Annotated in this window: 13 protein-coding genes; 10 read left to right on the plus strand and 3 right to left on the minus strand. The window is 36.4% G+C overall.

What is annotated here, in order from left to right; all coding sequences use genetic code 11:
- Positions 1-4 precede the first annotated feature (4 nt).
- The 6 genes from H4J38_RS06790 to csm6 all read left to right on the plus strand — a co-directional run bounded on the left by H4J38_RS06790 (position 5) and on the right by csm6 (position 11,802).
- Positions 5-3,316, plus strand: coding sequence for a DEAD/DEAH box helicase (locus H4J38_RS06790; RefSeq protein WP_182130764.1), 3,312 nt, complete (start codon positions 5-7; stop codon positions 3,314-3,316).
- Positions 3,300-4,778 carry a hypothetical protein gene (locus tag H4J38_RS06795; protein WP_182130766.1) on the plus strand — a complete coding sequence of 493 codons (1,479 nt, stop codon included), beginning with the start codon at positions 3,300-3,302 and terminating at the stop codon, positions 4,776-4,778. The genes H4J38_RS06790 and H4J38_RS06795 overlap by 17 nt, the downstream gene beginning before the upstream one ends.
- A complete protein-coding gene (locus H4J38_RS06800) occupies positions 4,765-7,125 on the plus strand; it encodes an AAA family ATPase (RefSeq protein WP_182130768.1) in 2,361 nt (786 codons plus the stop codon). The genes H4J38_RS06795 and H4J38_RS06800 overlap by 14 nt, the downstream gene beginning before the upstream one ends.
- Complete coding sequence (locus H4J38_RS06805) at positions 7,125-8,876, plus strand: hypothetical protein (protein ID WP_182130770.1); 1,752 nt, start codon at positions 7,125-7,127, stop codon at positions 8,874-8,876. The genes H4J38_RS06800 and H4J38_RS06805 overlap by 1 nt, the downstream gene beginning before the upstream one ends.
- A gap of 94 nt (positions 8,877-8,970) precedes the next feature.
- Positions 8,971-10,566: a DUF4145 domain-containing protein gene (locus H4J38_RS06810; RefSeq protein WP_182130772.1), complete on the plus strand. Its 1,596-nt coding sequence runs from the start codon at positions 8,971-8,973 to the stop codon at positions 10,564-10,566.
- Positions 10,567-10,668: 102 nt separating this feature from the next.
- Positions 10,669-11,802 (plus strand): CRISPR-associated ring nuclease Csm6, encoded by a 1,134-nt coding sequence (csm6, locus tag H4J38_RS06815; protein ID WP_182130774.1) that lies wholly within the window; start codon positions 10,669-10,671, stop codon positions 11,800-11,802.
- Between the two features lie 229 nt (positions 11,803-12,031).
- Here the strand turns inward: csm6 and H4J38_RS06820 are convergent, their stop codons facing one another.
- The 3 genes from H4J38_RS06820 to H4J38_RS17440 all read right to left on the minus strand — a co-directional run bounded on the left by H4J38_RS06820 (position 12,032) and on the right by H4J38_RS17440 (position 12,998).
- Positions 12,032-12,247, minus strand: coding sequence for a hypothetical protein (locus H4J38_RS06820; protein WP_182130776.1), 216 nt, complete (start codon positions 12,245-12,247; stop codon positions 12,032-12,034).
- A gap of 67 nt (positions 12,248-12,314) precedes the next feature.
- Positions 12,315-12,587, minus strand: a complete 273-nt coding sequence (locus tag H4J38_RS06825; RefSeq protein WP_182130778.1) for an antitoxin Xre/MbcA/ParS toxin-binding domain-containing protein — start codon at positions 12,585-12,587, stop codon at positions 12,315-12,317.
- A 225-nt stretch (positions 12,588-12,812) separates the two neighbouring features.
- Positions 12,813-12,998 carry a helix-turn-helix domain-containing protein gene (locus tag H4J38_RS17440; RefSeq protein ID WP_182130780.1) on the minus strand — a complete coding sequence of 62 codons (186 nt, stop codon included), beginning with the start codon at positions 12,996-12,998 and terminating at the stop codon, positions 12,813-12,815.
- A gap of 1,187 nt (positions 12,999-14,185) precedes the next feature.
- Between H4J38_RS17440 and recA the strand changes: the two genes are divergently transcribed.
- The 4 genes from recA to H4J38_RS06850 form a co-directional block, all read left to right on the plus strand.
- Positions 14,186-15,229, plus strand: coding sequence for a recombinase RecA (gene recA / locus H4J38_RS06835; RefSeq protein WP_182130787.1), 1,044 nt, complete (start codon positions 14,186-14,188; stop codon positions 15,227-15,229).
- 491 nt (positions 15,230-15,720) lie between these two features.
- Positions 15,721-17,040, plus strand: a complete 1,320-nt coding sequence (locus H4J38_RS06840) for a surface lipoprotein assembly modifier (RefSeq protein ID WP_182130789.1) — start codon at positions 15,721-15,723, stop codon at positions 17,038-17,040.
- Between the two features lie 9 nt (positions 17,041-17,049).
- Positions 17,050-18,270 carry a FecR family protein gene (locus tag H4J38_RS06845; protein WP_259365422.1) on the plus strand — a complete coding sequence of 407 codons (1,221 nt, stop codon included), beginning with the start codon at positions 17,050-17,052 and terminating at the stop codon, positions 18,268-18,270.
- A 59-nt stretch (positions 18,271-18,329) separates the two neighbouring features.
- Positions 18,330-18,613 (plus strand): hypothetical protein (locus H4J38_RS06850; RefSeq protein ID WP_220465458.1); only part of this gene is annotated, 284 nt, incomplete at its 3' end.

Here is an 18,613-nt window from a genome sequence, read left to right on the forward strand (position 1 = left end):
AATGATGAGATTATTAGAATCAAAATTACTAGAGTCGGATGTTGTAGAATTAATATTAGAAAATCCATCAGCAACTTCATTTAATTGGCTTGTCGGTGAGAGCGTCGAGTTATTTGAAGATCATGGTTTGTTCTACCTTAAGCAAGGTGATTATTTTGAAGAAGTGACATTTTCTAACTTGTCATTAGCTAGGGCTGTGAATAACAATGATCCCCAAGTTGTGCTTGCTGTTATTTGTTATAAAAATGCTTCTGCAGTTGCCGTAAAGTTCATGTACTTACGTAACCTAAGCCCTGAAAAGGTGACAATAAATCTTGACCCCTCTTCAATTAGCGCCATAGCAAAAGAGTCTGGAGTCGAACTTACCTTCGCGGCAACACAACAGTGGTTTGAGCAGACGTTCTATTTTAATTATCAACAACAAAATGCCATGTTATGTGAGTTTAATGCAACGGCGCTAGGAGATAGTTTTAAAATTATTGGTGAAAAATATGCTGCTAACATTATTAAGAATGATAAATCGTGGTACATCAACACCGTAATACCATTAAATAGGCCCCCCGAAAAATTAACTATGTTTTGTGGTGAACATCAGTTAGTCGAATATAGCTCAAATCATGGAATTAATGAGCCAACGCAGCAATTGATGCTTGATCAGCACACCAAAGAACATGGTAGCTATTTTCAATTATGGCTTAAGTATTCAGAAACTCACTGGCAACAAGCGTCTCGTATAGCCAAATCTGCTGGATTTTTATCTTATACTGAGTGTAAATCTATTTCCGATGAAAAAATTAGATTTCGTTTTATTTTAGGCGAAGTCTCAATTAAGAATTTTCTCAATAAATATATAGCTGAATTAGAAAATATCGGTGAACGATTTAACATCGATAACTTAGAATTACAGGTAGCGGACGTTGCACCAGACTATTTAACTGAGGTTGATCAGGCGTTAGATTTACCTGCGAAACATGGTGGAAAGCCTAATTGGTTAAAGGAATTGAAATTTACTAATGGCGTGTTAGAAGGAACTCTCAAAGAAAGGGCACCGAGTAAGGGGGCTATCTTCATATCTCTTAATGGTATTAAAACAGCACAAGAACGTAAAATGTCAGCGTTTAATTCACTCCGCCAAGGCAATAATCCATTGCCACAAATTAAACATATTTTTGAAGGGTTACAGCCTCCACAGCAAAGACCTAAACGTATTAAGGCATTATCAAAAAAAGCTAAAGCGCGCTTTAAGAGTGATCCTACTAGGCAGCAAGAGAAAGCACTAAAGATAGCGTTAAACACACCGGATATTGCTTTAATTATCGGTCCACCAGGAACGGGTAAAACACAAGTTATCTCTGCATTACAACAACGTATCGCCGAAGAAGGAGATAAATTTGGTTCGCCGATTCAACATCAAGTACTACTCAGCAGCTATCAGCATGATGCTGTCACTAACGTTGTCGATAGGTCGGGTGTCTTTGGGTTGCCAGCATTAAAAGTTGGCGGACGAGAGAAAAATAGAAACTCGGGTTCGGGAATATCACAGTGGGCCCAGCAGCGTATTGATAGCTTAAGTCCTGATATTAGCGATGAATTACAAAAATTTTCAGAATATAAATTATTTGAGTCAATCAATGAACTCGTATTATCAATTCGTCTTGCCACTACTCCTAGCGACCTTAAATTCTTGTTATTATCGTTAAGAAAAAAACTTAATGAGTGGCAAATTGATTATGGCTTTAATATCAAAGCATCAATTCTAGATGGTATTGACGCTTTAACAGAAAGGTTTTCAAGCTTGCCTTGTCTCAATCTATCTAAAGAACAAAGAACATTATTATATCGTAAGGTTAGAGGGCTAAGAACAACCGATATCGCATTTAATGATGATGGCTTGTTACGAGCGAATAGCTTGTTACAAATCTTAGAGTCATTAGAAGAAACCCAAAAGTACGCCCAAAAAGTAAAAACGCTAATAAATGATGGTGCTAGTTTCTCACAATACGAATCAGTTAAACAAGGTTTACTAGAAGGTTTGAAATTACCTTATGTGATACCAGGTGCACGTCATGTGACAGAAAAAGAGATTGATAATTTAGAACTGTTACAAGAAGATCTAGAGCTGACATTCACTACCAACCCTACGTTAGGGAAACTATATTTTCGACAGCAATATATAGATACATTACGCAATCAACCAGCCGTAGTTGAACGATCAATTGCAGAATACGTTACGGTACTCGGTGCTACTTGTCAGCAAGCTGCTGGCGACAAAATGGTATCACTCAAATCAGTTGAACAAAGTGAAAACATCAAGTTTGATTCCGTGATCGTTGACGAGGCAGCTCGTGCTAATCCACTTGATCTAATGATACCCATGGCCATGGCAAGAACGCGCATAGTGCTGGTGGGCGACCATAAACAATTACCACATATGCTTGAACCTCAAGTTGAGAAAGAACTACAAGACAAAAATGAAATAGAAATCACTAGTCATGAATTACTCAAGCAAAGTTTATTTGAGCGGCTATATCATGATTTAACAAAATTTGAGAACGAGGGTGGGCCAAAGCGAGTTGTGATGCTAGATACTCAGTTTCGAATGCACCCGGTGCTTGGTGAATTCCACAGTAAAGAATTTTATGAATCGGCAGGTTTACCGGCTGTTAAGCCTGGTTTAAAAGATAAGGACTTTCCGTTAGATGTGCCTAATTATGAAGGGAAATTAGCTGCTTGGATAGATGTTGGAGCAGCAGAGGGGAAAATGGGTAAATCAAATGGATCAAAATACCGGCAATGCGAAGCAGTTATTGTCGCCCAAGAAGCTGCTAATATTCTAAACGAACGTCCTGATTTGTCAGTTGGGATTATTACATTTTATGCGGCGCAGCGTGATCGGATACAATACCTTATGGTCGATAAAGGAATAATGAAAAAGACCTTTGACGAATATGAGCCTGCTACAGGTTATGACCAGCTATCTAATGGTGATGAACGCTTTCGTGTTGGTTCAGTCGACGCGTTTCAGGGGAAAGAATTTGATGTTGTTTTACTGTCCACAGTGAGATCTTGGCGCCCAGGTACTTCATTTAATAGTGACGATATTAATAACCAGCTTGGTTTTTTAAGAATTATTAATCGCATCAATGTCGCTATGAGTAGGCAAAAGCGGTTATTAATTGTTGTCGGCGACCAATCACTAGCCAATCCTGAGTTAGCGAAAATAATCGAGTTTGAAGATGGAACAAAGCAACAAGTGTTGCCAGGTTTCAATGCATTTTATCAATTATGTCAAGGAGAGCATGGCTGTGTTCGCTGATACTTATCTTTTACAAACAAAGCAGCCAGACTATGATGCCAAGTCGATGTTATGGCCAGTGCATATGTGGCAGGTGTATACCAATAGTCCAAAAGGAAGAGAGCTAAACATATTTGAAAAAACAATTTTACAACTGTTTAATGTTTCAGAGAAACGTAATTTAAAAAATGGAGACATAGCTAACTGGCTAGGGCTAGAAACTGACATGGTAAGCTATATTATCACCGCGCAGCTTATACCTAACGGTTGGTTAACTGAAAAAGGGCAAGTGACAGAAAGCGGTACTAAAATACTCGATAACGAGGTTAATGATAGTTTAACCACGGCCTATGTATTCCAGTGTGCAATTACCCAACAATGGTTTCCAAGAGTATGTTTTAATCTTGAAGAAATATATTCAAATAATAACTCGGGCAGGCCTAAATTTAAATTTAAGCGAGCGAGTAATTATGTGTCAGCACCTTTTGTTATTGCTTCAAGAAGACTTGAATCAACGCCACCAACCGAAGAAGACTTGAAGTCAATTTCGACTGATTTTCAAGATGCTATTTATATTGCCAAAAACACCCGTGATAACGATGAATGGCAGCCTTCACAGTCTAAAATTGACAGACTAACGCTCGCACCGCAAGGTGCAACACCCGCTTATTTAACCGTTTGGGGTGATACTCAAATGAGCTTTGAATGGACGTTATATGATCCATTTGGCGTTTCAACTAAAGCTAAATGGATGAAAGAACTATTTCAACAAGGATGTAAGTCCAATAAAGCGTTAGGCCAATTTGCACTTGCAGCACTTGATGTAGGTAATGAGAAAATGGATTATGAAGAAGCTTGTTTAAATTTTGCAGAAAAAGCTAACTTTACAGTGTTAGTTAAATATCCTAACGCAAAAAAAATACCAGGGTTAACTGATGCTCTTTTTGAAATGTTTGAAGTCTATGAAAGAATTTCTCATGAAATATCGCCTCATAACAGCTCGAAAGCAAAATTAATTGTTAGCTGTGGTCAGGTTCTCGAAGTAGTTTGTACGCAGGTATTAACAGACTATGTGTTAGAGAACCCTTACGAGTTACCCAAACCTCATACTAAAAATGGCACTGAGATCATTAAACATTTGATAGCAGAAGCGACAGGCATGTCAGTTGATATGTTAAACCAGTCTACTAAGGTTCAACCCTCAAAAATCTTTAGTGCTGCGAAAGGTAAAAATAGTTCGCTTAGAGCGCAGCTGGTAGCCATTTTTATATCAATGGGTAATCATCGACAGCATCCACTAAAGTTTCTGCTTGATGATCAAACATATTTTAAGCGCTTTTACGCATTAACCTTTTTACGTGATGGTTGCGCGCACAAAAATCCCCCTAAGGTATCAATAAGAACAGTTGATAGCGCTGTAGATTTGATTGACACTTTTTTAACCAAATTATTTAATGGAATAGAGAACAATGGCCGGAAATAAAAATAAAGCTAAAAATAAAGTAAGCATACCAGTAGTACAAAGAAAGCCCGTAAACCAAACCGGTATTTTAAAAGGATTATTTAGTAAAGTCGGTATAGCATTAGATCCTGAGCTTGAAAGTAAGCTTAATGAAGAACAAGATATTCAACTGTCAGGACTTATAACAACGCTTAACAAATCGATTACCGAAAATGAAAAGAACCAAGCGGAATTAATCAGTCAAAAGCAAGAGCTTGAAAAGGACGTTACTGCGCTTGAAACGCGTAAACAGCACGTTATGCAAGAAGATAAGGCGTTAACGATATCACGCCAGGCAATAGAGAAAAAGTCAACGTCGCTGCTACATCGCGAAGGTGAATGTGCCAACATTGAAGCGCAACTAATAGAGCGCGAAGCCAATGCACAAGCTGGATTTGTGCGTGAGCGTCAAGAATCACTTGCCACAATGAAACAAAGCTTTAACGAACTACAACAAAATTTAAGTGCGTTAGAACAGCAGAAACTTAAAAATGACGTTGACTTAATTTCCCATCAGCGCCAACAAGCAACAGAGTTTGAATCTCAACTGCAATCTAACTTATCTAATGAAGTTGAACATTTAAACACTGAAAGACGTTCTTTTGAGAAGCTACAGCAAAAGTTAAAAGAAGATCAAATAGAATTAAATACAGCTAAACATCAATTTAATGAACAGCTAAGTCAGCAAAAATTAGCAGCGCAAGCTTTACAGCAGGAGTTGGCCCAGGAGTTTAAATATAAAGAGCAGCAGCTTACACAACAACTCGAATTACTTGATACACATCGCCAACGAGATATAGCTAAAGTTAAACTACTGCAACAAAAGATAGCGGGATTTTCTGAATTAGAACGCGAAGCTAAGATGCGTGAATTCTCACAGCCTAGCGATGTATTAGAACATCTTGACAACGTTGAGCAAGAATTAAAAGAGGCTCGTTCAAAACTAAAAGGACGCTCCGAGACAGATCTTGAAGACGAACTAGAGTATTTCAAAGAAATAGCCGAAGAGAAAACTGAAACACTAGACAACATGCGACAAGACTTAGATGAGGCGCAAGCAAAAGCACGAAAAAATCAGCTCAGTATCCGTGAAAAACAAGAATTACAATCACAAAACACAGTGTTGGAACTGCATAATAAAACACTAAAAGTATCCATCGAAAGCCTTAAAGCAACCTTAGATGATCTCATCGACAAGCAACAGTCACAGCAAGCCTTTAGTGAACTCACCAAAATGGATAGAAAATTTGCAGAGCCTGTAGCGGTAACAGGTACCTCATCTTTAAGTGAATTTACTAATGAACTACAGCATCGTATTGCTAACGCTGAAAAAGGTGTCACGCTTTATTACGATATTAATGATCTTCGTAAATTTGTAGCAGGCCTTGCCATGAGTCAATTACATGTCTTTGAGGGGATATCTGGTACAGGTAAAACCAGTTTGGTAAAGGCCTTTGCTAAAGCCGTTGGAGGACATGTGACAACCGTTCCGGTACAAGCTGGTTGGCGCGACAGAGATGATTTATTAGGTCATTTTAATGCATTTGAAAAGCGCTATTATGAAAAAGAATGCTTACAAGGGCTTTATCGAGCGCATACACCTAGTTACAAAAATAGGTTTAATATAATTTTACTTGATGAAATGAATCTTTCTCGCCCTGAACAATACTTTGCTGAGTTTCTATCCGCCATAGAAATGCGTGATGGCGAACGAAATATAGTATTGATGGACTCAAGTGTTGCTAGCCCACCTAAATACTTTTTCGAAGATCGCAAAATACCACTGGCAAGTAATACGTGGTTTATGGGAACAGCTAATCATGACGAAACAACGTTTGAATTTGCAGACAAGACCCATGATCGTTCATTTATGATGGAACTTAAACGTCAACATAAACCTGAAAATTGGCAACCCAATAAAGTGGCTAAAGCGACCATTGATATTCAATCGGTTAGAGCTCTCTTTGACGAAGCAGTATCACAGCATAAAAATGAAGTGAATAAATTACTAACTAAACTCAAAGAATCAGACTTTACTAAGGTATTAGAAAATGATTTTGGCATAGGTTGGGGCAATCGATTTGAAACTCAAGCTCTACGGTTTATTTCTGTTTATATCGAATGTGGTGGTGAAGCGATTAAAGCACTTGAACATTTACTTATCACTCGTGTACTACGTAAAGGCAAGGTGTTGGATCGTTTTGATATATCTCAAGTAAAATTGGACAAGTTACTTAAAGCTTTAGAAACACTGTTGGGTAATGACTGTGATGAATCTTCACACATATTAATGACAGAAACCGAGATTAAAGCAGAAGGTGTTTTTTAATGCAGCTATTTTCACGCCTAAGTGGCGAGTTAATACCATTTGATAAAAACATGACACTACCGTCAGGGTTTTATGCCCTGATGGATGGCGCACAACAAGTCATTCTATTTGATGATGGCAGTGGAGCGTATCATCAGGATGATATTGACATATTATTTAATCAAGATGAACGTAGTCAAACCGATAAAGATAAAGTAAACAATGAAGAGGCACTAAATATAACCTTTGATGCGATAGCGCATATCATTGACAAATACGAAGATAATTCTATTGTAAAATTTAGTCACTTATTACCACCAGAGGTAGCGGAATTTATCGCGCCGACCGATTTAGATCAAGCCATTATGTCAGGGTTTAGTAATGGTGTATTTCAAACGATAAACCAACGCCCCAGGATGAGCATGCGTTATGATGTTGAACTCATGGCAACAAGCCGTGTAAAGCGTTATGCCTCAAACTATCAAGCGCACCTAGTCGCTCATTCTGAATGTTGGCAGCAACGTACGTTCACAGGAATTATTCCTAAAAAACTCAAAGGACAAGTCAGCGAAGATGAAATCGTTATTTATGAAAATAAAGTATATGCCCGGTTAATTGATAACTTATTGCGATACTTAGCAAGCGCACAAGCACGTATTCAACAAATATTGGATGTGATAGCAGAATTTGGTGAGCTTGATGCACAAAATAATATTCATCATTACATTACTCAAATAACAAAAGACTGGGGCCGAGCATATGAAGCTGCTGATGTGCGCGAATTAGCACAAAAAAGTAAAGAACAAATGGATATTGTTCAGCAATATCGCGCTAAACTAATTCAGATGAAAAATGGTGTACTGTATCGGTCAATACCTCAAAATCTACAGGTAGGAATTGCGCTAAAGCCCACTAATATTTTAGCTCATGATGACAATTACCGTCGTTTAGCTGCAATATGGCGAACGTGGTCGAAAGTGTCAGCAAAAACCCGTCTTAACCCTCAACAAATGTTAGCTATGAAGCAGAAAAGACAGCTAGATTATACACATTATGTATCTACTATTATTAAACAAATCTTCGCTGATATAGGATGGAAAACAAACACCGAGATGACAAGTATTGATATTAATTCAAGCTTGAGCATAAGGGTTAATAGACCTCAACAAGGGTGTTTCGAATTTAGTCATAATCACCAACATATAGCGCGGATTATAGTTAGTGCAGAACCATTACAAGTAAGTGATTTACTACCCGCTTACGATGATAAAACTCTCATCATCTCTCCCCAAATAAGAGCAGAGGAAATTTTCGATACAATCGTTGAATTATCGCCTTTAAACCTTCACGCAAAAGAAGCACTTTCAAGACTTATCGTGAAAAGTGTATGGAGATGGTTATTGGGTGTATTTATTGAGCCGTTACAAAGTAAATTACCAACTCCTATAGAGCATGCATTATCTGATAATAGGTCAATATACACGCCATTAACCCAAGAACAGACTTATGTTATTGCCCAACAGGCTAATAAAGTACTTGTTGAAAAAATCGAGTTTAAAAACGCGATTGCCACCTTTGTACGCCATTGTCCTTATTGTGGAAAAGAAGGTGATAAACATTCATTTGTAACTAAATCTAGTGGTTATTTTAAAGGCCAGTGTAATGATAGGTCATGTAACTCAGTATGGGTGCATGACCAAAACAAAGATACTTTCTTTAAACTAAATAATGGGGGAGATAAAGATGGTAGGTTCGCATTTTCAATACTTTAGCAAAAATATATACTTCACAAGCTTGTTAACGTCAAAAAGTTTGTAACATCAATATCATATGATCCTAGTTAATAACAATTAAATAGGATCGTATATGAACCAACTATCATACTTACCAACACCCACAGAACAAATCGATAACTACAAGTTTTTGCAATATAACCATCCTGAGTTATATAGAATAAGTCAGGAGGTCGATCAATTCTATTCAAATGATCATGGATGCTGTTTGTTAAAAGCACGCTTATTCATTGAGTTATGGTGCCACGAAGTAGGAGAAAAACTAGGACTACGTCCACCAGTAAAGGGGGACTTATTAGATAAAATAAAACAAATTTCAGCGAGCAATAAGGTTCCACCATATATTGTGGAGTATTTACATCATATTCGTGTAGAAGGGAATAGGAGTGCTCATATTGCACAGAGCATAACTGGACAATGGAGTTGTAGCAGTAGTTTAAGTCGAGTAAAACTTAAACACTTAATGGTAAATATATTTGAACTTGCGCAATATTTGGCATTTAGGTTAAATAAGCAAACTCAGCCTCAAGAAAGTTGGCAAGAGCCTATGCCAAAAGAAATGGCTGATCATGTATATGCATCACTGAATGGAAATAAAGAGGCAACATTCTCATTAGCAGAGCGTACTCTAGCCTCAATTATAAGTTTAGGCCAACAAAAAGAGCTTAATAACAAAAAAAGAAAACAGCAAATGGAAATGCTAAAGCATGATTTATGTTACTGGCTAGATAAGGCCCATCAACAGGGGCATCCTGAGACATGGTTGATGTATGCTCTTGTGTATAAAGACAATCACCTTCTGTTACCTAAAGGTCAAACTATTGATCTGTGTTTCAAGCAGGCATTGATAAGTGATGAGCAAGGTGAGGCAACGTATCAGTTTGGTATTTATTTAATTAATCATAACCAATATAACCGAGGTTGTGATTTTATTGAGCAAGCAGGCCATAAACATCACCACCAAGCAATTCGTTTATTGCAAGAAAAGTATTATCAGAAAGAACCTGAAAAATATTTACTTTGGTTAAACATAGGAGTTGAATCCTCTGAAATAAGATCATTCACTTTAGATTTTGAATACAAGTTATTGCAGTGGCAATTAGATGTAAATAATGATCTTTCAAAGAAGAAAGCCCGAAGTGCATTTATAAGTGCCCAGTCACGTCGTTCTCCTGGAATTTCATATTTTGAAGGTTACTGCACATATTTTGGGTCTTGGGGTAAAAAGCCAAATGCGGAGCTTGGCTTAAAGAAGATGGTAGAAAGCTATAAAGATATTCCGCAATTTATATATTACGAAGAGATTTTATTTAATTTGCTAAAAGATCAGCATGAGTACATTGAAATAGCATTAGCGATGTCAACCAATGCATTGCGTATCAATCAAACGGTTATAGGTAAAGCTAAAATTAAGTTTGATTTAGCAATGTTGATCTGGAGGAAGTTACGTGAAAATGGAAAAGCAAAATCGCCACATGGCATCAAAAATTTACTCAGAGAGTCAGCGAAAGAGGGCTGTATTGAAGCTTTACAGTTTATCAAGTCACCCAAGGGGCGTGCTTTATTACGTGATAATAGTATAGTATCTGTCAATCGTAATCATGGACATGTTGATCGTAAAAAGCAAAAAAAGGCTAAAAAGTCAGCCCGTAAAGCAAAACGAAAATAAATAGCTTAAACAATGAATTAGATCAATATATTACAAGTTTATAGATACAATTATTTATGAAATGCAGTAAGATGTTATACAAAATTATCAAACGGATGCTTGATGAAAAACATCTTACTCGCAATCACTGGCGCAAGCCCACAAGTTGTAACCGAAACCTTATACGCACTTCACACCGAAGGTAAAACTTTTCCAGACGAAATGTTTGTTATTACCACTACAAGCACCAAAGCAATGTTGATGGAAGGCTTATTTGATAATGGACATTTAGCTGCATTACAAAAAGAACATGGTCTACCAGACTTAAAATTTGATGAATCACATATTTGGCTTATTGAAGATGAAGATGGTAATCCAATCGATGATGCCAAAACAATTGACGACCAAACCTATATGGCTGATTTTATTACTCACAAAGTATTTGAATTAACCAACCAAGAAGATGTAGCCATACATGCATCTATTGCTGGTGGTCGTAAAACTATGGCTTTTTATTTAGGTTATGCAATGTCATTGTTAGGTCGCCCGCAAGACACCTTAAGTCATGTATTTGTTAACGATGAATTTGAATTTGTTAAAGATTTTTATTATCCGACCAAAACAACTAATTGGATCACAGGTAAATTTGGTAAAGGTGAGTTAGATACAAGCCAAGCCCAAATAACTTTAGCCGAAATCCCTTTTGTACGAATGCGTCAATCTGTAGATCCACAATTGATTACGTCTATGGGGGAAGCATCCTTTAGCCAAACTGTTGCCACCATGAATTCAACTCATAGTAAGTCACTAGTTTTGGATCTATATCAAAAGGCTAAAACAATTTCCGTTTCAGGGGTGGATATTAAGCTTACCGCGAAAGAATTTTCATTTTACATATGGCTCCTTAAATTGACACAAAAAAATAATAATGGACTTATTGTTGATCGATCATTTGAAGATGACACAAATGCATCTTTTGGTTTTCTATCTGAATGTTACAAAACTGGCACTGATATTAGAGTGTATAACGCTTTTGGTATTGAACCTGAAGAGTTTCGTGATGGTAAACTACAAGGGTTAATTGCTATGGAAAGAGCCTTTGTCCAACAAAATAGGTCGGCAATTAATAAAAAGCTTAGAAGAGCACTACCTTCAGAGTTAGTTAAAAAAATAGAGATAGCTTCAGACAAAGATGGTCATAGCCAAAAGTACTATATTGCCGCTGTTATTGAAGATATTGAAATTAATTTGAAGTGAATACTTGGTTACTAATTCAGATGTAAGTTATTGATCTAAAATGACTGGTACTGCTACTGTTTTTAAAACAACAGAACAGAGTGTTTCATGTAAGTAGTTGTATTTAGACGCTTTGTACTGCGTTAGTCAACACTGTTGAGGGGACTGTGCGTCTACAAATTGAGTAGGCTTACTAATCTAAATTAGGGGCGTTGAAAAATCTGTACCAGTTTTGAATAATAGGGCTACATTACCCACTGTTTTCTTGTAATTCAGATAGTTGTTTAACAGCGTTAATAACTATTTCGGCATACGCGGGATTTATAGCCATTCCACCGTTCTCACCAAAATGGTACGCTACAACCCCATTCTTGGTCAGACCAATTGTGGCCATGTTTTCATTTGCGTCAAAAAGCTCTTGCATAGCGTGTTGCACTATTTCATTATTTTTAGAGTCATCACTCATATCATCGCCCTTATCAGAAAGATTTTTATACTCTGTTTAACTTGTAACTTCGGGATATAGGAAGACACTATGCAAATCCTCCTCGTTCTATGTGTCGAATGTATTTAATCACGGCATCTGTTTGATCTTTTTTGCAAAGCTGAAATGCAGTTTTACCGCCAAATGCTGAAATAGTCTCAGATTGAAACCATTGAGTAGCTTTAATATCTGAGCCAGTCCATGCAACTAATGTCGAAAATAAGTATAATTTCTCATTTTCGTCAAAGAACTTCCCACAGCACTGTGTTAAGTTTTGAAAATTAGATTCATTACTCTTTAGTTCAATTATAGTTACTCGCATCTCTATTAACTCTCACACTATTTACAAAGTCCGCCAAATAACTCACTAACTCTGTTATATTAAAATCATAGTCAAAAACAGCCGGTAAGTCAAAGTTTAAGTTGTTGAATTTAAAGCGTTTAAATGCGTTAATATAACACTATATTGATTGAGGGGGAATTGATTGATTGATTGAAAGTCCATGCGATTCGCATGAACTTTCATTTGTCATAATAGAGTTCCTTTCTAATTATGTTTAAGTGATTGCAACCAATCGTTTATATCAGCACTAACCCAGCGTTTTGAACGAGCTCCAATAGTAATCATCTTAGGTAAACGACCATCCTTGATCATTCTCCAGATCGTTACTTTGCTGATCCCTAGCCTCTTTGCTAACTGATCTTGTGTGAGAAATTCACTTTCGAAATACATGTGACCTCCTGTCTACTGCTGCATATTTCAAAAAATATATTATCCCAAAATATATTTTTATTTCGTTTATTTTACATTAATTGGTTATTTCTTTGTAAGTTGTTGTTTATACGAGGTTATGCGTTTAATGATGTATTTCCCGTATTTTATGGTGATGAAAGGCTGTTGTTGTTGGTTGAGGAATAGTGAAAAAGATTATTATTTTAGAAAATAAATGAAGAAATATTTGATTGATTTATTAAGTGTAGGTTTTGGTGTAGGTTTTTTGTTGTGATCGTCTGTAATACTTTGTTTTATTAATATCAACACTGACGCATCATTGGCGTGTGCTTGGAAAGTTCTGACTCATTCATGGCTTTATTTATATCGGTTGAGTTGTCGATTAGAGATTTATCTTTAAGGTTGTTATGCATTTGTTCTGTTTTTTAAAATTTTATGTATTCATGTGCTTGTTCACTAACGCCCAACTAACTCATACAGATAACCTTTTTAGTTTGGTTTCTAGAGTTGGCTTTATTTAGCTTATTGGATTAAGGATTGCGTAACCCCTTTTAACCTACTTTAAATATTAGGAAAAGTAATCCATTTATTAAAAATGATACTAACAGAAAATCATTATCAGCGCTCGCAGTTAAAAGCGTAAAATAATCAATGCATAACCTTGGTGTGCATTGACTTTTTAATTGTAGTCACTTCAATTTCCTCTGAAACTTTAAAGCGAAAAAACGTGAAGTTTTTAACACTATATAGTACGTATAAATACTGCTTTCACCTTTAATTAACCGTGTAAGTAGTCACGTTTTGCGATTTAACATCAGTATATTTTAGTTATAACAACCCAGTAATTTACACCTTAGATTATCTCAATACATGTTACCAAAGGTCATTGTTATAAGTTAATCACTAAGGTAGCGACTCTTAAATTTACGAAGCCGGCATAAATAATAACAAGCTAATAATTTAGGTGTTTGTTTGGTTTTTAATGAGTGAGTAACTTTTTTAATTAAAATAACTTAAAGTTATAGTAGCCTATTAAATCCTTTGATATCAAACATATAAAAGTATCACTCGTTGGTTTTTTTAACTGTAAATAAAATAATCAATAAATAACTTGATACTGTACGACTATACAGTATACTTTGCGTTATCAAAACAAATTAAGCACCGAAATCATCCTGGAGCACCAAATGAACGATAACAAAGAAAAAGCATTAGCAGCTGCCTTAAGCCAAATCGAACGCCAATTTGGTAAAGGTTCAATCATGAAGTTAGGTGACAACAACACCATGGATGTAGAAACAATTTCTACAGGTTCATTAGGCTTAGATATAGCATTAGGTGCTGGTGGTTTACCGCTAGGTCGTGTAGTTGAAATTTATGGTCCAGAGTCGAGTGGTAAAACTACATTAACACTTGAAGTAATTGCTGAAGCACAACGTAACGGTAAAATTTGTGCCTTTGTTGATGCTGAGCATGCACTTGACCCAATATATGCTGGAAAGTTAGGCGTGAATATTAACGAGTTGTTAGTTTCTCAACCAGATACAGGTGAGCAAGCACTAGAAATTTGTGACATGCTAACGCGCTCAGGTGCCATTGATATTATTGTTGTCGATTCGGTTGCCGCGTTAACACCAAAAGCGGAAATTGAAGGCGACATGGGTGATTCACACATGGGTCTACAAGCGCGTATGTTATCGCAAGCAATGCGTAAATTAACGGGTAATTTGAAAAAATCAAATACCATGATTATTTTTATCAACCAAATTCGTATGAAAATTGGCGTGATGTTTGGCTCTCCAGAAACAACAACTGGTGGTAATGCCTTAAAGTTTTATGCTTCTGTTCGTTTAGATATTCGTCGTATTGGCGCAGTTAAAAACGGTGACGAAATTATTGGTAATGAAACGCGTGTAAAAGTGGTTAAAAATAAAATCGCACCACCATTTAAACAAGCTGAATTTCAAATTTTATATGGTGAAGGCATTAATAGCTTAGGTGAGTTAGTTGACCTTGGCGTTAAAAATGAAATGGTTGAAAAAGCGGGCGCTTGGTATAGTTATAAAGGCGATAAAATTGGCCAAGGTAAAGCAAACGCTGCTAAATACTTGAAAGAAAACCCTAAGATAGCAAAAGAAATAGATACGCGTTTACGTGAATTATTATTAGCAAAAAATAAACCAGCTGACAATGTTGAAGCAGTTGAAAAAATTGAAGAAGTAGCTAAATAAATATTAGCAATTGCTACCAGTATTGAAAAAGCCACTGAAAAGTGGCTTTTTGTTGTTCTGGCTAAAAATATAAATAAAAACCTATGAAATTATTGATAACATCTAGCGTAAATTACACCCTATGTATGCAGATGAAAAATTTTAACTTAAAGCTTTAATAAAAGTGTATCTATATATAAAGAATGAATAATTTTTGTAAAATTATTTAGCTGTAGCAAATAATAGTTTACACGGTAAGTGGGGTTGTTGTTATTAGAGTTAACTTAATTATTTATATTCAGCACAAAGGTGCGATTGTTGATAAACAGACCTATCAAGCGTTTATTGAAAAATAGGCTCATCACCTTACTAACAGACCAATTATTTAATATTATTGGTCTTAAATATACTATTTGTATTGAAATAAACCCTTCTCAAGCAAAAAAAAATTGCATTTTTCTCAATAATCGGTTTATATAAAATAACCATTTTATTCAGTCTAGGAAGGTAGAGTGAAGAAGTTACTATCAGTTATTTTCTTGTTGTTACTCACCAGTAAAGCCATTGATGCTAAAACGTTTAGACAGAGCAGTGATTTTAATCAGTTAAAACAAAAAATCACCCTTAACGAAAACGAAAGTGCTTGGCGCGAAGCTACAAAGCTAGAAAATGAGTATTTAGGTGATGTTGATTTTGATTTTCTTTACGGCCTTGTTGCGCTGAAAGTACAAGAGCATGAACGTGCCGTTTATGCTTTTGAACGTGTTGTTGCTAATAAACCTAATTGGTTAGACGCTCAATATTATCTTGCTAGTGCCTATTACTCGACGAAGAATTATCATGCAGCTATAGAGATAACCGAGTCATTAAGTCAGGTAGATACTATTTCTTCAACACTAAAAGAATCTGCTGTAAACCTTCATAATATCTCTGTTGCCGCTTTGGATAAGCAATCTTTGTTTATTGCGCAATCTGTTGGTGTTCACCTCGGTTATGATTCGAATATAAATGCTGGTACTAGCGAAGATAATATATTTCTGCCTTTTTTAGAGCAAGACATAATATTATCTGATAATAGTAAAGAAATTAGTGATAGTTATTTAGCGCTCGGTTACCAGTTAATGGCCAGCAAGGCATTAACGCAGTCATCTAAATTAACTTTTTCTGGTAGCAGTAAATTACATTATTTCAGTAACGAATCTCAATATAATCGATTTTTTGTACGTACTAACTTGCAATATAAGCAAGACTTTGAAGCTTTTAGCACCAGTGTTGGCGTTAGAGCTGTTCCGCTTTGGTTAGATGGTAACTACTACCGTACCCAATATGGCGCTACAGTTGGACTAAGTAAAACTGTTGATCAGCAATGGCTGTTTTCAACTCAAGCTTTTGTTGGTAAATCAGATAATGAGATTAATCGCTTATTAAACACTGACGATGCATCGTTACAAGTTTCTGCTCAATATAGTATGCAAAGATGGCGACATGCGCTTTCACTTGTTTACTCACAAGAAGAGAGTGAATTTGTCGAAAGCCAACACAACAGTAAAAAAACTAGCGCCATAAGTTATATGGCAAATTTCGCCTTCAATCAACACTGGTTAGCTAGTGCTAATATCAGTTATCAACATCAAGCCTATCAGCATGAACATCCTTTCTTCTTAGAAAAACAAGTTGATGATATGTGGCTGATTAGCACCTCAATTCTATATAAAGATTCCGCAAGATGGTCTTATCAATTAAGCGCTAATATGCAAGACAAAGACAGCAACTTAGCACTTTTTTCCTATCAACGAGCTGAAATCAATTTATCTGCTCGTATGAGCTTTTAGGGGTAAACTATGAATAATTTAATGTTTCTAGATAACACGAAAAAGTTTAAAGCTAGCACACTCATCACTATTTTTACCGTGCTGATAAGTTTCAATAATAGTGTTTATGCAAGTGATGTTGCCGGTAAAACGATTTTAGCCAAAGGTAAGGTTGAAGCGTTTGATCAAACCAGTAAAGAAAAACGCAATTTGAAACGGCGTTCTGAAATATTTAGTGTCGATAACATTATCACAGGCAATAAAAGTAAAGCGCAATTTAGTATGTCTGATGGTGGTTTAATTACTTTAAAAGAAAATACTGAAATACTGATCAGTAATTATAAATTTAACCCTGAAGCCGGTGAAGCATCTGCCACCTTAGAAGTGGTCAGCGGTGGTTTGCGCTCAATTAGTGGCCTGATTAAAAAGTCTGGTGGCGATTATCAAGTAAAAACACCTGTCGGCAGTATTGGTATTCGTGGTACACACTTTGCTGTAGAAGTGGTTGGTGATGAAACATTCTTCGCTGTCTATAGCGGCAACATAGATGTTGAATTGAACGATCAAAGTACTTTGTCGCTTGGCAGTACAGAAGATTTTACTTTTGCTTCTGTTAACGTTCAAGGTCAAATTACTCGAATGACACAGGCACCGGCTAATATATCTTTAGGTTACTCAGATTTTTCATCAGAAGATACTGAGGAAAGCTCTACTGATGAAAATGTTGACAGTGAACAGCCGGCAACAAACCGCATTGCAAATTCAGGTGTTAGTCCTATCAATACCGCTGCACTTGATGACGATAATGATGAAAACCTTGAAGATAGTAGTATTTACAATGAGTCTGAATGGCAAGGTATTAGCGGTTTACCCATCGAAGAATTACTTGCTGAACGCACAGGAACGCTCGCTTACAACAACATAGTTCAAAGCACAGTAAATTCGAGCGTTGGACAAGTGAGCGACTTCACTATGAGTATGACCATAGATTTCGATAATGCTTCAGTTCCCGGTGGAACACTAAGCTTTAGTGACAGTCAGGGGGAATGGTTTGCGGCCTATTCTGGCTTGATCAATATTGACCAACTCGATTTAGGCATTAATTTCGCTTCGCATGGTAACAATAAAGCAGACGGCATAATATTTGCCTCTTTTGCCAATGGGTTAGATGAAATTATTGGCGGCTTTAGCTTACAAGAAATCAATAATCCATCAGTTAATGCCGATGGTTCTTTTAAAGTTCGCCCATAAGCTTAAGGTAATGCCTATGGTTCTTTTATAGTTCGCTTATAAGCTTCAGGATAAATATAATGTTTAGTAGTAAATATGTTTATATTATAACTTGTTTAAGCCTTGCAGCTTGTGGTGGCGGTTCAGAAACTTCAAAAGAAGTGATAAATCCAGCACCGGTAATAACGGCACCTCAGTCTTCACCTACACAAACGGTAGACTTATCTGGACAGGCCGGCGAATCACTTTCAGTAGTTAAAAAAGTGGCTGGCGTACAAAGCGAAAGCACGAGCTCGGTGAACACGAGTTTCTCTAATGCCATTGGCACACTCAGACATGCAAGCTCAAATGGCATAGTCGAAGG

The organism is Colwellia sp. BRX10-3, from assembly GCF_014077505.1.
Classification (GTDB): Bacteria; Pseudomonadota; Gammaproteobacteria; order Enterobacterales; family Alteromonadaceae; genus Cognaticolwellia.

What these genes read in the sequence shown, in the direction of transcription:
- H4J38_RS17440 (WP_182130780.1), bottom strand. Translation starts at nt 12,998, where the DNA reads ATGTATTTCGAAAGTGAATTTCTCACACAAGATCAGTTAGCAAAGAGG.
- recA (WP_182130787.1), top strand. Translation starts at nt 14,186, where the DNA reads ATGAACGATAACAAAGAAAAAGCATTAGCAGCTGCCTTAAGCCAAATC.
- H4J38_RS06800 (WP_182130768.1), top strand. Translation starts at nt 4,765, where the DNA reads ATGGCCGGAAATAAAAATAAAGCTAAAAATAAAGTAAGCATACCAGTA.
- H4J38_RS06805 (WP_182130770.1), top strand. Translation starts at nt 7,125, where the DNA reads ATGCAGCTATTTTCACGCCTAAGTGGCGAGTTAATACCATTTGATAAA.
- H4J38_RS06795 (WP_182130766.1), top strand. Translation starts at nt 3,300, where the DNA reads ATGGCTGTGTTCGCTGATACTTATCTTTTACAAACAAAGCAGCCAGAC.
- H4J38_RS06810 (WP_182130772.1), top strand. Translation starts at nt 8,971, where the DNA reads ATGAACCAACTATCATACTTACCAACACCCACAGAACAAATCGATAAC.
- H4J38_RS06790 (WP_182130764.1), top strand. Translation starts at nt 5, where the DNA reads ATGAGATTATTAGAATCAAAATTACTAGAGTCGGATGTTGTAGAATTA.
- H4J38_RS06845 (WP_259365422.1), top strand. Translation starts at nt 17,050, where the DNA reads ATGAATAATTTAATGTTTCTAGATAACACGAAAAAGTTTAAAGCTAGC.
- H4J38_RS06820 (WP_182130776.1), bottom strand. Translation starts at nt 12,247, where the DNA reads ATGAGTGATGACTCTAAAAATAATGAAATAGTGCAACACGCTATGCAA.
- csm6 (WP_182130774.1), top strand. Translation starts at nt 10,669, where the DNA reads ATGAAAAACATCTTACTCGCAATCACTGGCGCAAGCCCACAAGTTGTA.
- H4J38_RS06825 (WP_182130778.1), bottom strand. Translation starts at nt 12,587, where the DNA reads ATGCGAGTAACTATAATTGAACTAAAGAGTAATGAATCTAATTTTCAA.